Raw genomic sequence first — 13,872 nt, 5'->3', positions numbered from 1 at the left:
CAAGAGACAATCCTCCATAATCTGTATTGATATTGCTTGTCACTTTAACAGTGTACCAAAATCGGCGGAAGGTTTACAGCGAGCGCTGGACTTCCTGCTATATTTCCATTGCGCATCAACCACCATTGGGAAACATAGGGTTAAACTGCATCCTACCTACAATATAAAACAAAAAGAAGCCCACCGGCTAAAGTAGACTTCCCACAATAAAAGTTGCATCATCCATTGAGTTTGCATATTCGCTTTTTATTTGCTCTGCGATGGCACCAACTGAGCGATACCCCTTCAATATCGTTTTAGCACCGTGGATATTGTCAAAACCGTCTGAGTAAATCAGGAATTTTGATTCCGGCTCATAAATGAATCTCTGGGTGTGAAATACCTGCGGCTTCCCTGACAGATAACCTGTTACTGGCAATGGGTATGTCAGCTTGCCATTTGAGGTATAGAGGAAGAAGCGGATATTTCCGACACAGCTGTATACAAATTCGCGGGTTTCGAAGTAGACTTTGAAGATCGAGACAGCGGCCCCTCTTTTTTGCACCAAGATATTGTTGCAGTATTTCATGAGCGTATCTACATCTTCGTGATGGTGTTGCTCTACTACTGAAACGACAGCGGCAGAAGCTTCATGGGCATATTGCCCTGACCCTAATCCATCAGCAAGTACACAGACAAAATAATCATCAGTAGCCGTATAATAATAGCTGTCACCGCACTCTATTTTACCTTCTTTGATTGTCTGGTAAGCATAAAGTTCTATTTTGTCTTTGAACTGTTGGATCATGTAATGTACTCCGAGTTATTGTTTTCCGCATGGATCGCTTCTTGAAGCTTTTTGATTGCCCTTCTTTGAAGACGTGATACATGCATCTGTGAAATACCAAGCTTGTCACCAGCCTCTTTCTGACTGAGGTTATCGAGGTAGGTATATTGGATAATTAACTTTTCGCGTTCACTTAGTACATGCAATACTTTTTCGAGCACCATTCTTTGATTGATTTTTTCATAGCCTTCATCAATGTTTCCGACGATATCCAACAGGGTGACTGTTCCTCCATCAGAATCGGCTTCAATAGAATGGTCAACGGATAAGGCCTGGTAGCTTTTACCCATCTCCATGGCTTCCAATACTTCTTCTTCGGAAACCTCAAGTGCTTCCGCAATTTCATCTACTCGTGGAGAGCGGTGCAGATGGGTGGTCAAATCTTCGACAGTCGTCTTGATTTTCGGACCAAGCTCCTTTATCCTGCGCGGTACGTGGACGCTCCACGTTTTATCTCTTAAGAATCTTTTGATTTCACCAATGATGGTCGGCACGGCAAATGCTTCAAAGCTTTTGCCAAATGTTTCATCATAGCGTCGGATTGCGCCTAAAAGACCAATCATCCCAACTTGGAATATATCCTCGTGGAAAGACCTTCCTTTGGAATATTTTCTGGCGATTGTTTCGACAAGGTTTTGATAATGAAGAACCAGCTCATTTTGGGCGTCTGCATCCTCATGCAGCTGGTAGGCTTTGATTAATTCATTAATCTCTTCTTTTGGCCTCTGCTTAGGTTGAGATTGTCTCTGCATCTCTCTCCACCTGCTCTCCTTCTCGGTACTTGGTCATAAAGACCGTGACGCCCTCTTTGTGATGGATTCGAACCTCGTCCATCAAGGTTTCGATCAGATACAGTCCCAAGCCTCCTTCGCGAAGGAATTCTACAGAACTATTCTGATCATAAGGGCCAAGTCCCTGGCGTGCTGAATGGAAATCAAAGCTCTGGCCATTATCCGCAACCATCACTTCAAGCTTGTCTTCATATAATCCGAACCCGATGATGACTTCGCCGTTCTCATTGTTTTGATATGCATGCTGTACAGCGTTCGTACAAGCTTCACTCGTAGCAATTTTCAAATCTTCAATTTCGTCGTAGGAAAAACCCATGCGGCTTGCAATACCAGACAGGGTCAAACGAATGACACCTACGAATTCCGGTTTGGCCGGGATTTTCATTTCAATGTAGTCAAATGACTGGTTCATTGCACTCCACCCTCAATCTGGCTGTTTATATCGATAATATCGGCCAAGCCGGTGATTTCGAAAAGTCTCTGCAAACGTTCAGACAACCCAACGATTTTAAATTCACCGTCATGTGCACGGACGTTCTTGAATACTCCTACAAATACTCCAAGCCCTGTACTATCCATATAATTGACCTCCGAAAGGTCAACAACCATCTTTACGCCCTCTTTTTCGGACAAAGGGAAAAGCTTTTCACGAAGCTGTGGAGCTGTATATGCATCAATTTCACCGATTACCTTAACTGCTAACTTTGATTCTGTTTCTTTAACATCTATCGAAATATTCATAACTGACCCACCCTTTACAATTCAATTGCTCTTTTGATTTACCCGGTTTGGAACCCGATTAAACATCTCTTTTTAAAATGATTAAGGTAAAATCATCACGCAATTGGAAATGCTGAAGTTTTTCAAGTTCCCTAAAGATATTATTGACAATTTCCTGAGCATTTAAGTGAATATATTTATTTATATATCCGATTAATGTTTCCTTTTCAATGAAACCTTCTTCTGTCCTGCATTCTGTTACTCCGTCAGACATCAGGATCACCATATCCCCAGGAAGTATTTCTTTTTCATACTGGGTATATTTCGTCCGCTTATCCACTCCAAGCAGTAAGCCTCTTGCGACCAACTCTGAGAATTCCTTCTTTTTGGAATCGTAATAGAAACCAGGCTCATGCCCTGCGGATGCATAATAGAAGATATTGTTGGCAGGATTGAACATTCCGTAGAACATCGTAATAAACATACTTGGGTCAACGTTCTGCTCAACGACTCTGTTCAGGTTTTCCAGTATGCTGCTCGGATCGAGTCGGTTTTCTGGCAGGCTGTCCATCGCATACTTGATCATGGACATACAAAGTGCTGCCGGAATCCCTTTCCCAATGACATCAGCGATTGCTACGCTGATATTATTGTTCTCATCCTGGACAAAATGGAAATAGTCACCGTTCATATGCTTAGCCGGGACACTGATTGCCCCTATATCAATTCCAGGCACAGTCGGGATTTTCGTACCGAGCAAGGTTTGCTGAACATTGGCGGCAATTTCCATTTCGGACCTTAACTCCTCTTGCTGATGCCTTAAGCTCTGGTGCTCTCGATAAGCAATGCCATAACCAATCATCACCTCAAGGAGGATATCAAAGGAATGCATAATATCTTCTGGAAGTTCAGGATACATCTCAAGAAGCAAGCTTTTATGCACGCTGATGATTTCTTCCGGCGCGATCTTATGTTCTATCGACTTCCGGCTGAATTTCTGCCCTGCATATAATGCTTGTTCTGATTGCTCTTGTATATAATTGTCAAGAATATCCCGATACTTTGATTCCATCATTTCTCGGAAATCCATACTTTCTCCCCCTATCGGAGCCATTTAGTCGCTTTGATTTGTGTTCCTTGTCCGGGTGTTGAGTCTATGTCGAATTCATCCATTAGACGTTTCACTCCGGGAAGGCCGGCTCCAAGTCCTCCTGATGTTGAAAAGCCATCTTCCATGACTTGGCGTATTTCTTTTATACCTGGTCCGCTGTCCACTGCGTTGATTCGCAATCCCGCTTTACCGCCGTCATATAATTTATCGATGCAAATCTGCCCTTTGCCGGCGTACAAGTAGATATTTCTGGCCAATTCACTGATGGCGGTGGTGATTCGCGCCTGGTCAACAGTTCCAAAACCAAGCTCTTTCGCAACATTCCGGCCAAGCTGGCGTGCTGCGACGATGTCCCATTCGTTAATGATCGTAACGCAGGATTGGATGTCCATTCACCTATTCCCCCAATTCCTGTTGTAATTTCTCCAAACCTTTTTCTAAATCTAATGCAGTTAGGACATCATCAAGGCCGATCCCTAATTCAATTAGCGTTATGGCAACAGCAGGCTGGATTCCGGTAATGACTACAATTGCACCCATGAGCTTGGACATATTGATGACATCCCCAAGGACCTTTGCGATGAAAGAGTCTATGAAGTCGATAGAGGTTAAATCAATGACAACTCCATTGGCACTTGTCTCATGAATTTTGTGGAGCAAGTCCTCTTGAAATTGAAGCGCAGTCTGGTCATCTAGCTCCCATTGTATGGAAACCAACAGACAATCATCCAGCTTTAGGATAGGTATTCTCACTTTGCTCCCTCCAATGAAACGATTTTTTTATTTGTCAGCTCAAGAGCTGCTTCGATTCCTTTTTTCAGATTGTTCTTCGTTGTAAACTGGTTCAGGTCAATGCCCAGATTCACGATGGTCTGTGCAATTTCAGGACGAATCCCTACAAGCATGCACTTGGCACCTATGAGCCTGACAGCATCAGCTGCCTGGATGATATGGTGGGCAACCATCGTATCTACAACCGGAACGCCTGTAATATCAATCAGGACCACCTCGGAACGGTGTTTCACCGCACCCTTAAGCAGATTCTCCATGATTTGCTTTGCACGCTCTGTATCAATCGTACCGACTAATGGCATTACTGTAATTCCCTCAAACACTGGAATGAGCGGCGCCGAAAGCTCCTGCAAGGCAATTTTCTGGAGGGAAACTGTTCTTTCCCATGTTGACGAATATACGCTGACGATTTCATTGTTCATCGGAGTTGCCCAGCGGTCAAACTCGTAAACGATCTCCATCTGATTCTCCTGCGTCACGACTCCTTCTTTCTGCATGCCTTCAAAAACAATCAAATTAAAGGTATGAAGGCCTTTCGTGACAAACGTCAACGGCCAGCCTAGCCTGACTACTTTTTCAGCAAAATCAGTCAGCCTTTCATTATATTCTTCACTCGTTCCTTTAAAATTAGAGATGATGAGGTCGATGAATTCCTTGCTCGTAGATTGAAAAACCCGATCCGATACAAGGCGAATCACCCGGTCATCCGCTTCTTCCTTTGTCCTATCTATCCATTGATCCAGGATCTCTTGCTTGTGAGCCTGGATGTAATTTGAAATTATTTTATTCATTCCATCCTCCCCATTCTATCACAACAAAATTTTACATTACCCTTTTCCGTCCAATTGTAAACCAATTTTAAAACTGTAAATAAATATTCATAAAATCCAGATTATATATCTCCATTTAATGATAACAGTTTCAGTTCGTCAAATAAAATCAACTTGTCGACAGGATTCAACGGATATCACATGACGGATATTTTTATTATTCCTATTTTTCTTGGATTCAATTTTATTGCTATAAAATTCTTGTGCTGGTTTAGGAAATGCGATTAGCAAATCACCTTGTGTACAGGCGGATTACAGGTTCTTTCTTGACAGCTTTTCGCTTGATGATCTTGAACCTGTCACGATTCCGGGCTTTTCTTGACAGCTTTTCCGCTTTCACAGGCAAACCCGTCTTAATTCCGAGCTTTTCTTGACAGCTTTTCCACTTTCATAGCCAGACCTGTCACAATTCCGGGCTTTTCTTGACAGCTTTTCCGCTTTCACTGCCTGACCTGTCACGATTCCGGACTTTTCTTGACAGCTTTTCCGCTTTCACTGCCAGACCTGTCTTAATTCCAGGCTTTTCTTGACAGCTTTTCCGCTTTCACTGCCAGACCTGTCACAATTCCGAGCTTTTCTTGACTGCTTTTCCGCTTTCATAACCAGACCTGTCACAATTCCGGGCTTTTCTTGACAGCTTTTCCGCTTTCACAGGCAAACCTGTCTTAATTCCGAGCTTTTCTTGATAGCTTTTCCGCTTTCACAGGCAAACCTGTCACGATTCCGGACGATTCATAACATCTTTTCCGTCCAAACCAGTCCGGGACCCCTTGCTTGCGACCGCGTCCCCTCTTTTACTTCCATAACCAGTCCAACATCCGGGCAATAAAAAAGAGACAAGCCGCTAAGCTTGCCTCTCCACACAGGAAAACATCCGTTTTTATTTTATGGTTATGTATAAGGCCTGCTGGCAGGCCAGGTGTTCGGTTACAAAAAAACGCTCTTTAAAGAGCGTGCTGTTCATTTAGAATTCGATAAGACCTAAACTTACCTGAAGGGCTTCATCCACTTTTTCCATCATTTCGTCATCGAGATGGGTAATTTTATCGGTTAGGCGCTGTTTGTCAATTGTGCGTATTTGTTCCAATAAGATGACCGAGTCTCGTTCAAAACCGTACCGCTTCGCATCAATTTCTACATGTGTTGGAAGCTTGGCTTTTTGGATCTGTGCTGTGATCGCTGCGATAATGACTGTGGGACTAAACCGATTCCCGATGTCGTTTTGGATGACCAGGACAGGGCGAACTCCGCCTTGTTCTGAACCAACAACTGGGGATAGGTCCGCAAAATAGACGTCACCACGTTTGACAATCAAAGGATTATCCTCCGCTGACTAGACGTTCAACTGTGTGTTCTGCCTCGTATTCTGCTTGAAATGCTTCAGATGCAATGGTCAGATTAATTTTGGCCATTTCCATATAGCCACGTCTCATGGATTCACGAATTTGTCTCTTTTTCTTCTCACGCAAGAACATTTTTGTTGCCTGATAAATAAATTCGCTGCGGTTTACGTTCTCTTGCTTAACAAATCCATCTAGTTCACTTAAAAGATGCTGCGGTAACTTTACCAAAATCTCCGTTGTCGCGCTGGATTCAGACACAAACATACACCTCCACCATCATCACTACATACCATTATTAAGTTCGTTATCTCTCTACCATTTCTAATCTTATCACTATTTATGCAAGATGCAAAGATAAATCCGCAATTCTTCTGTATTATCCGCCCGAAAAATAGTGTTTCATTCATGTTTTTAGCCAAATTAAACAGGTTTGTTAATTATTGGTCCTGTTTTATAACAGCGAATTGTTTAAATCGACTACTTTGCCGTCCTGCCTATACAGACGCGGTACTCTGGAAGAAATGATGCATGGGACTTCGTAGTTGATTGTTTCTAGTTTGCTGGCAATCTCATTGATTGAGATTGTCTCTTTTCCCTGGCTGCCAATCAGGGTAGCGATTGTCCCGACTGGAACTTCATTCGGAAGCTTCACCATGCATTGGTCCATGCATATACGCCCTATGATGGGAGATCTTTTGCCATCGACCAGTACTTCCTGGCCCTGAAGTCTGCGTATCCATCCATCAGCATACCCAATCGGAAGCGTTCCTACCCAAATTTCTTCTGGTGCTTCATAGGTTGCGCCGTAGCTGACCTTTTCTCCTTTTTCCAGCTTCTTTACGTGCACAAGCCTCGAATGGAGCGTGAATGCCTCCTGCAAATCCACCGGTAACTCGGGTGCGATCTCCATCGAGGGCGCTAGTCCATACATTGCGATCCCTACTCTTACAGCATTAAACTGTGCATCTGCGTGCATCAGGGCTGCGGCACTATTGCTGCTGTGTACGACCGGCGGTTGCTTTTCCATTGAGCTCAGCATTTCCCTGAACAAGGCGAGCTGCTTGTTAAAATACGCATTATCCAGTTCATCAGCTGTCGCGTAGTGGGTGTAAATCCCGTGAAGCTGTAATCTCGCATCTTCTTCAATCAGTCTTTCTACTGCCTTCAATTCCTCAATTGACCGAATCCCGATCCGGCCCATTCCTGTATCTATTTTTATATGAAGCATAAGGGTTGAATCCTTTTTCAATACATCCTGCGCTTTTGCCAGCCATTCCTCCTGGAAAACGGTCAGAATGATCCCTTCTTCAGCGGCGATATTTACATCCTCTGGTCTGCTTGCACCAAGTACAAGAATCGGAGCAGTAATCCGTTTTTTCCTTAACGCAAGTGCCTCATCCATGAACGCCACCGCAAGCATTGATGCTCCCGCTTCCAACGCCGCTTCTGCCACTTGGGAATCCCCGTGGCCATAGGCATTAGCCTTCACAACTGCAATAAATTCAACATCTTCAGGCAGATGACCCTTTATCTCTTTTACATTCATCTTGACTCGATCCAGGTCAACTTCCGCCCATGTATCACGGTAAAAAAATCCTTGCTCCTCCAACGAAAACTCCACTTCCTTCAATCCGAACGTTATTTATATTTTCTTATTATCAAACCGAAAGAACTCAATGTCAAATGGATAATATTTATCGATTTTTGAACAGGAAGTTCGTGGAGGAGAAACGCGGGTTGAAATGCAACACTCTTTATTCCGAAAAAAAATAGATATATTCCTTAATAACGGATTATATTCCTTAAAATTTGATTTTAATCCTTAACCCATAAAAAAACAGGCCCAGGTTATACTGAGCCTGCATTCAGAATCTTATTTTTCCATATCAGCCAGGACCGATTTAGCTACCATTTCCAGTTCTTCTGGTGATAGATCTGTTGAAGCCAGCATATAATCGACTCCGAGGTGCGTCCAAGAAACTGAGGTTTCGTTCATGGCACCGATTGTGAACCCAAGGTCGACAGGTTTTCCAGTCATGTTGATCGCCGAGGACATTGCAGGCATTGCGTCTGCTTTTTCCTGGATCAACGTGAATGATTTTTCGCCGTCATATGTGAGCACCACACGCTTTCCGTTCTCTGTCGTGATTTCTTTTTCATCAATCAATGTCACGCCAGGGATTTCAGCGACTGGATATTTCACAGTGAATTCCTTGTCTTCACCTTCTGCCATAACCGGAACATCAAGCTGTGCACCTGTCATGTTTTTCTTCATATCAAACGCATCTTTGTCAAAGCTTGCGTCTAATTTTACATCGGAGAATTCAACCGTAACCAGTGAATTCCGGTCAGGGTCCATCACCTTGACGCTGACTGGCGCCAGGTTCTTTTTGTTCAGCTTGATTTCCTGGATCGGAAGCATTTTGTTGTTCTGATATCTTGTTTTCGTTTCGAACACATAATGTTCCTTCGTCGCCGAGAATTTCGCTTGCTTATCCTCGAGAATATCCATGATTAAAGATTCGTAAAGGTAAGCCTGGCTGCTGTTTTTCGGCCAGTCGCTCTGGAATTTGAAGCTTTTGTTAAGGGCAGGCGTCAAAACAAATACTCCTTCTTCATTTCGCAGAATCATCTGGCTCTGGTCCTTCTGGGCATTCTTTAGGTTCACACGGTAAAATGACGGATCTTTATGCCAAATCTCCACATCGTACACTTGCGGCTCGGTACCCATTTGCAATGTCATCTTTGCCTTAGCCTTGTAGCTCTTCAGATCTTCGAGCGTTCCATCCAACTCCTTAACCACAGATTCCTGTGATTTTGTACCGCAGGCAGCCAGAGCAAAAATAACCATGAGCCCGGCGAGAAGCAACAATAACCTTTTCTTCATTCTTCCAACCCCTTTTAGTCTCATTTAAACGTGTAAAGGGAAAGAAAGGACAGGAATAAGACACTGGCTGCAAAATTGCTTGAGTAGTCTTCGTGCAGCCTTGTTCTCGCCGCCCTAGCCTTGTCTCCCTTACTGCATTATGAATATATGAGACAACCTGGGCGAATATGCCCCCGGGACCTGACAAGCATTTAATTTTTTTCGATTACCACCTGCGCAATAGCGTATTGTTCACTATGTGAAATCGAGAGGTGGACTCCCTCCATAAAAGGCTTTGTGACGATTGGTCTTCCGTGTGGGTCGCTTTCGATTTCGATATCCATGAAGGACAATTCCTTGCCGATGCCAGTCCCTTTCGCTTTTGAAAAAGCCTCCTTTGCGGCCCAGCGACCGGCAAGAAATTCAATTCCTCTCCGCTCATTATATTTTCTGTAAACTTCCCTTTCTTTTTCCGTTAAAACTCGCTCTGGAAAACGCGGCTGCGATTCCACCAGCTTGCGGATCCGGCCAATTTCAACGATATCGATTCCCGTTCCGATGATCATTTTTCCAGCTCCCTTCTAAAAAAGATGAATGCCGCATAGAAAATAGTGTACAACTTTCGCCGATTAGGGCTATCCTTAAAATTAGGACTTTTACCCATACTGAACTCTTTATTTACAAATATCCGAGCCTCACGATAATGAGGACCGAGGAGGTTTCCATGTTTACAAGAACTGAAAGCTTACGCGACTTCATCAGGCTTTACCCGGTTATTTCAATCGTCATTACCATCCATATCTTATTATACTTGCTGACAGCATTGCCAATTTTCCCGAGTAAATACCTGTTTGGACTTTTAGCAGGTGTGAACCTGTACGTTGTGAACGGGGAGTACTGGCGGCTTGTCACACCGATTTTCATGCATGCAGGGTTTGCGCATATGCTGTTCAACAGCTTTTCACTCGTCCTGTTCGCCCCGGCACTCGAGCAGCTGCTTGGCAAAACTAAATTCATCCTGCTTTACCTTTTTACAGGCATCGCCGCAAACATCGCTACACTGATCCTCGAGCCGCTAACTTACACACATGTCGGCTCAAGTGGGGCGATCTTCGGCCTGTTCGGTTTCTATATTTCTATCATTATGTTCCGAAAAACCATGATGTCGCGTGAAAACTCCCAGACAATCATGACCATCGCCATCATTGCCGTGATCATGACATTCGTCCAGTCGAACATCAATATTACCGCCCATATTTTCGGCATGCTCGCAGGCTTCCTGACCGGAGCAGCTACTTATAGAAGATAATATCATTTTAAAAAAGCGCCTCAGGGGCGCTTTTTTATTTTAGAAAGTTAGATGTGAATAAGCCACTTTTTGATTGGCTCTTTTCTTAAACTTTGTTGCTATTGCATACAATATTGGGTTGAATCAGCTATTTCCCTTCGTAAAGTTGACGTTTCCTTATGAGAAAAGAGCAGGCAAACTTAATACCGTTTGGTTTTCTTACTCAACTGTTTCATGCGAGTACCAATGATACATCGTGTCGACATGCTTTTTTTCAAGGTCAATGACTTTGCCGCCAGCGCCGCCATGCCCGGACTTGACAATCGCCTCGACGGTGGCCAGTTTCTTTTTCCGCTGAAAAAAGCTTTCTTTGACGCTGAAAGATTGAACTTTATTTTTCCTCATATACACTGTGTTCTTAACAATATTGCGGTATCGGAAGGTCAGCATCCCCTGATCGAGGCTCCAGCCTGCATCCTTATAATTAAGGTAAGACCATAATGCCGAGACTGGAAGCAGGAGCAGTGCCCCAAAGCCCCAAGGTTTCAAAAACCAGATGGCCACAACGATGATCGGCAGCGTGAACAGCCAGCTTTTCAATAAATATCTGCTGTATGCGCGTTTTGGTGCGGGCAATATATTGACACGGAAGTGGTACTCCGTCAAATGAGGCTCAAGCAGGCCGGGGATTTTTCTTTTTTTCACGATTGGCAGGATAAGGACCTTGGAACTTTCCTGGTCAAGCGCCGAGCCACCTGCGCTTTCTACATATGCCGAAGCAAGCCCGAGCGGCTGCCTGATGAGGTTCTCACTGATTCGTACAGCCTGGATCCGGTTAAGCGGAATCGTAAACTGACGTTTTTCCAGCAATCCACGTGTTATGACAAGATCATTATCCACTTTTCTCACGGTAAAATTAGCGTATTTCAGCATCGTGCCAAACAGCGCGATCATCCACGCAAGCAGGAACCCGAGAAAGACCACGACACTGATAAAAACAACACCGTTTTGGACAAAGTGCTCGACCCCATCAAAAATCTGCTCATAAGGAATGAATTCTTCAAATTGGAAAACGAACGCAAACACCGCGGAAATGACAACACCAACTCCGCCTGATGTAGTCGCAAGCATCAATAACTCTGAAACCGACATTTTATATAGAAGGTCATCGGATGGTTCTGGCTCTTCTTCTCCTTGCAGTATCTGCCCCGACTTTTTGATGGATACCAGATAGTCATGGATTGCTTGCGCATCCTGCTTTGTGATCGCCGTGAGGACCGCCTCGCCATCCTGCAGACCCATTCCCCCGGACCCGGCTGTCTCCACCTTCACCTTCACAAGGCCGAACAGCCGCTGTAAAATCCCTTCTGACAAATCAAGGCTTTGGATCCGGTCGAATGGAATAAATCGCTTTTTCCTGACAATCAATCCGTATTCAATTCGCAATTCACCTTGCTCAATGCGATATGTAAATCTGTACCATGACAAAACTCCATAAACTAAAACCAACACTACAACACCAATCGAACCAAAGAAGTAAAACAGATCCCAATCCGTTCCCCTGCTCCCGAAGACGACGAAAATGAGGAAAGGGATGATCATTTCCTTCAGCTGGCGCAGCGCATTGACGACAGCGGCGATCGGATGCAGCCTTTTCGGATCAGACATCTTCATCCGCCACCCTTGCAAGTCTTGAAATGGAAATCCTCAAATTTTCGGCTTCTTCCATATCAAGCGCAGGTATTTCATGGATGGTTGCAGCTGTCGAAACCGTCACCGTCGATAAACGGTATTTCCGCAGCAAAGGCCCCTGCTGTGTATCAACATGCTGGACTCGGATCATCGGAATGAGCGTCCTTTTTATGATGAATACCCCGTATTGAAGTTCAATCTCCTGCTCCCGCACTTCATAGCGCCAGCGTTTCCAGCGCAAGGTCGGCAGTAACAAGATAAATAAATAGCTATATACAACAGCCACAGCTATGGCTGCAGCGATCATCCATTTAGGAAAATCAAAAAATATCGTAATGGCGATCAGACCGCCCGCTAATACCCATACCACCAGGGAATGAAGGCTTGCGGCAATTTTCCAGACAGTCAATGCCTGCTCGGAAATCCGCTTTTGCGGCTCAGAAATCGTCATAAAGTTTCCTCCCATTTTTCCAATTAATAGCACCTTCTAAGTATACAACAACAATCCGTAAGTATGGCACTAAATTGGGAGGAATATGAGTGATCCCGATTATTTTAATAGGAAGCTGCTGCCGTCAATGACTTCTACTTCAGGCATTTGCTTTAATTCCTCAGCAAGTTTGAACAGGGCTAGATCCTTCTTTTTCGCTTCGATCATGCAGTGGATTTCCGGGACTGAACCTTTAATGCCGTTAAGGAAATCCTTGAACATGTCAGCATCGACATATTCGGCGTGCGCCCGAAACTCTTTTTCCGAACGAGGACTCGAAATATGCATTTTCACTGGGAGCTTCGAGTGTTCCCATGTCCCAATGATTCGCCCCCATTGTTCCTGCCAGTTTATGTCCTCATGATGGGCCAGGTGATGGTGATAATCGAAAACGAGCGGAATCCCAAGCTTTTCGCAAAGGTAAAGTGTATCGTGGAGCGTGAACGATGTATCATCATTTTCGAGGATGATCATGTCTTGCAGCCTTGTTGAAACCAGTCCCCAGTTATGGATGAATTGCTCCAGTGCTTTTTCCCGGTTATCATAAACGCCCCCCACATGGAGGACACATCGATGCTCGGGGTCGATTTCCATCCCCTTCAATAATGCATGATGCATCGCAAGAGTCTTGATTGAATTGTTCAACGTCTCAGTTTTCAACGAATTCAGCAGGACAAAATGATCCGGGTGAAAATCAACACGCATCGGATTTTCGTGTAAAAAATCCGCGATATCCTTTAAAGGTTCTTTTAACGCTCGCATATACTTCCAATCTGAAAGCTCTTCATGATTGGCAAGAGGAATCAACCTCGAGCTCAGCCGGAAAAAGTGAATCTCGTTCGCTTTGCTATGCCTTAATAGACGCAGACAGTTTTCAAGGTTGGAGATCGAGATTCTTTCCAGCTTATTAATGGCCGCATCCCTGTCTTTAATTCCCTGGAATTGCTTGAAAGTCATCGTCTGTGACGGCGAAGCATTCTTCAGTTCCTCGCTCATCGCCACATAACCAAGCCTGACGATCGTCATTTCAGCCACCCCCCATTTTTTATTGGTAGTATGCCCAAGTTCGAGGGATGGAGACCGGCAAATTACTGCTTATATGAGGTTGGTCGAAATAATGTGG

17 protein-coding genes are annotated in these 13,872 nt (G+C 44.3%); 1 reads left to right on the top strand and 16 read right to left on the bottom strand.

Translation table 11 applies throughout. The annotated features are described in order from the left end of the window. Positions 1-187: 187 nt before the first annotated feature. The 13 genes from AC0VX7_RS01285 to acpS all read right to left on the bottom strand — a co-directional run bounded on the left by AC0VX7_RS01285 (position 188) and on the right by acpS (position 9,845). A complete protein-coding gene (locus AC0VX7_RS01285; RefSeq protein WP_214911617.1) occupies positions 188-787 on the bottom strand; it encodes a PP2C family serine/threonine-protein phosphatase in 600 nt (199 codons plus the stop codon). Then, positions 784-1,578, bottom strand: coding sequence for an RNA polymerase sigma factor SigB (gene sigB / locus AC0VX7_RS01280; protein ID WP_215036395.1), 795 nt, complete (start codon positions 1,576-1,578; stop codon positions 784-786). The genes AC0VX7_RS01285 and sigB overlap by 4 nt, the downstream gene beginning before the upstream one ends. After that, positions 1,556-2,029, bottom strand: a complete 474-nt coding sequence (gene rsbW, locus AC0VX7_RS01275) for an anti-sigma B factor RsbW (protein WP_102264925.1) — start codon at positions 2,027-2,029, stop codon at positions 1,556-1,558. The genes sigB and rsbW overlap by 23 nt, the downstream gene beginning before the upstream one ends. Continuing rightward, positions 2,026-2,358 (bottom strand): anti-sigma factor antagonist, encoded by a 333-nt coding sequence (locus AC0VX7_RS01270; protein WP_215036396.1) that lies wholly within the window; start codon positions 2,356-2,358, stop codon positions 2,026-2,028. The genes rsbW and AC0VX7_RS01270 overlap by 4 nt, the downstream gene beginning before the upstream one ends. A gap of 58 nt (positions 2,359-2,416) precedes the next feature. Next, entirely contained in the window at positions 2,417-3,427 is a 1,011-nt protein-coding gene (locus AC0VX7_RS01265; RefSeq protein WP_215036397.1) for a PP2C family protein-serine/threonine phosphatase, read from the bottom strand. A gap of 11 nt (positions 3,428-3,438) precedes the next feature. Beyond that, positions 3,439-3,840: an anti-sigma regulatory factor gene (locus AC0VX7_RS01260; RefSeq protein WP_041967777.1), complete on the bottom strand. Its 402-nt coding sequence runs from the start codon at positions 3,838-3,840 to the stop codon at positions 3,439-3,441. Between the two features lie 4 nt (positions 3,841-3,844). Next, entirely contained in the window at positions 3,845-4,201 is a 357-nt protein-coding gene (locus AC0VX7_RS01255) for an STAS domain-containing protein (protein ID WP_041967776.1), read from the bottom strand. Further along, a complete protein-coding gene (locus AC0VX7_RS01250; RefSeq protein WP_041967775.1) occupies positions 4,198-5,031 on the bottom strand; it encodes an RsbT co-antagonist protein RsbRA in 834 nt (277 codons plus the stop codon). Before AC0VX7_RS01250 ends, AC0VX7_RS01255 begins: the two co-directional genes overlap by 4 nt. 1,003 nt (positions 5,032-6,034) lie before the next feature. Then, positions 6,035-6,385 (bottom strand): type II toxin-antitoxin system endoribonuclease NdoA, encoded by a 351-nt coding sequence (gene ndoA, locus AC0VX7_RS01245; RefSeq protein ID WP_041967053.1) that lies wholly within the window; start codon positions 6,383-6,385, stop codon positions 6,035-6,037. 4 nt (positions 6,386-6,389) lie between these two features. Beyond that, the gene (locus AC0VX7_RS01240; protein ID WP_031308192.1) at positions 6,390-6,671 is read right to left on the bottom strand and encodes a CopG family ribbon-helix-helix protein; all 282 of its coding nucleotides are present in this window, start codon (positions 6,669-6,671) and stop codon (positions 6,390-6,392) included. A gap of 193 nt (positions 6,672-6,864) precedes the next feature. Continuing rightward, a complete protein-coding gene (gene alr, locus AC0VX7_RS01235; RefSeq protein ID WP_475426328.1) occupies positions 6,865-8,022 on the bottom strand; it encodes an alanine racemase in 1,158 nt (385 codons plus the stop codon). A gap of 264 nt (positions 8,023-8,286) precedes the next feature. Continuing rightward, positions 8,287-9,300, bottom strand: coding sequence for a LolA family protein (locus AC0VX7_RS01230; RefSeq protein ID WP_475426327.1), 1,014 nt, complete (start codon positions 9,298-9,300; stop codon positions 8,287-8,289). Positions 9,301-9,491: 191 nt separating this feature from the next. Next, a complete protein-coding gene (gene acpS, locus AC0VX7_RS01225; protein ID WP_475426326.1) occupies positions 9,492-9,845 on the bottom strand; it encodes a holo-ACP synthase in 354 nt (117 codons plus the stop codon). A gap of 158 nt (positions 9,846-10,003) precedes the next feature. Here acpS and AC0VX7_RS01220 point away from each other — a divergent pair, with 158 nt between their 5' ends. Then, the gene (locus AC0VX7_RS01220) at positions 10,004-10,588 is read left to right on the top strand and encodes a rhomboid family intramembrane serine protease (protein WP_475426325.1); all 585 of its coding nucleotides are present in this window, start codon (positions 10,004-10,006) and stop codon (positions 10,586-10,588) included. Positions 10,589-10,786: 198 nt separating this feature from the next. Here AC0VX7_RS01220 and AC0VX7_RS01215 read toward each other — a convergent pair whose 3' ends face one another. From AC0VX7_RS01215 to uvsE, 3 genes are all read right to left on the bottom strand, one after another. Further along, positions 10,787-12,235: a PH domain-containing protein gene (locus AC0VX7_RS01215; RefSeq protein WP_475426324.1), complete on the bottom strand. Its 1,449-nt coding sequence runs from the start codon at positions 12,233-12,235 to the stop codon at positions 10,787-10,789. Then, entirely contained in the window at positions 12,228-12,710 is a 483-nt protein-coding gene (locus AC0VX7_RS01210; protein ID WP_475426323.1) for a PH domain-containing protein, read from the bottom strand. The genes AC0VX7_RS01215 and AC0VX7_RS01210 overlap by 8 nt, the downstream gene beginning before the upstream one ends. 99 nt (positions 12,711-12,809) lie before the next feature. Next, positions 12,810-13,775, bottom strand: coding sequence for a UV DNA damage repair endonuclease UvsE (gene uvsE / locus AC0VX7_RS01205; RefSeq protein ID WP_475426322.1), 966 nt, complete (start codon positions 13,773-13,775; stop codon positions 12,810-12,812). Positions 13,776-13,872 lie beyond the last annotated feature (97 nt).

This window comes from Mesobacillus sp. QJM3NY_10 (genome assembly GCF_056173465.1).
This window is presented reverse-complemented; position numbering and strand designations above follow the sequence as displayed.

Coding starts and splice junctions, on each gene's coding strand:
- AC0VX7_RS01285 (WP_214911617.1), bottom strand. CDS start 787: ATGATCCAACAGTTCAAAGACAAAATAGAACTTTATGCTTACCAGACA.
- sigB (WP_215036395.1), bottom strand. CDS start 1,578: ATGCAGAGACAATCTCAACCTAAGCAGAGGCCAAAAGAAGAGATTAAT.
- rsbW (WP_102264925.1), bottom strand. CDS start 2,029: ATGAACCAGTCATTTGACTACATTGAAATGAAAATCCCGGCCAAACCG.
- AC0VX7_RS01270 (WP_215036396.1), bottom strand. CDS start 2,358: ATGAATATTTCGATAGATGTTAAAGAAACAGAATCAAAGTTAGCAGTT.
- AC0VX7_RS01265 (WP_215036397.1), bottom strand. CDS start 3,427: ATGGATTTCCGAGAAATGATGGAATCAAAGTATCGGGATATTCTTGAC.
- AC0VX7_RS01260 (WP_041967777.1), bottom strand. CDS start 3,840: ATGGACATCCAATCCTGCGTTACGATCATTAACGAATGGGACATCGTC.
- AC0VX7_RS01250 (WP_041967775.1), bottom strand. CDS start 5,031: ATGAATAAAATAATTTCAAATTACATCCAGGCTCACAAGCAAGAGATC.
- AC0VX7_RS01230 (WP_475426327.1), bottom strand. CDS start 9,300: ATGAAGAAAAGGTTATTGTTGCTTCTCGCCGGGCTCATGGTTATTTTT.
- acpS (WP_475426326.1), bottom strand. CDS start 9,845: ATGATCATCGGAACGGGAATCGATATCGTTGAAATTGGCCGGATCCGC.
- AC0VX7_RS01220 (WP_475426325.1), top strand. CDS start 10,004: ATGTTTACAAGAACTGAAAGCTTACGCGACTTCATCAGGCTTTACCCG.
- AC0VX7_RS01215 (WP_475426324.1), bottom strand. CDS start 12,235: ATGTCTGATCCGAAAAGGCTGCATCCGATCGCCGCTGTCGTCAATGCG.
- AC0VX7_RS01210 (WP_475426323.1), bottom strand. CDS start 12,710: ATGACGATTTCTGAGCCGCAAAAGCGGATTTCCGAGCAGGCATTGACT.
- uvsE (WP_475426322.1), bottom strand. CDS start 13,775: ATGACGATCGTCAGGCTTGGTTATGTGGCGATGAGCGAGGAACTGAAG.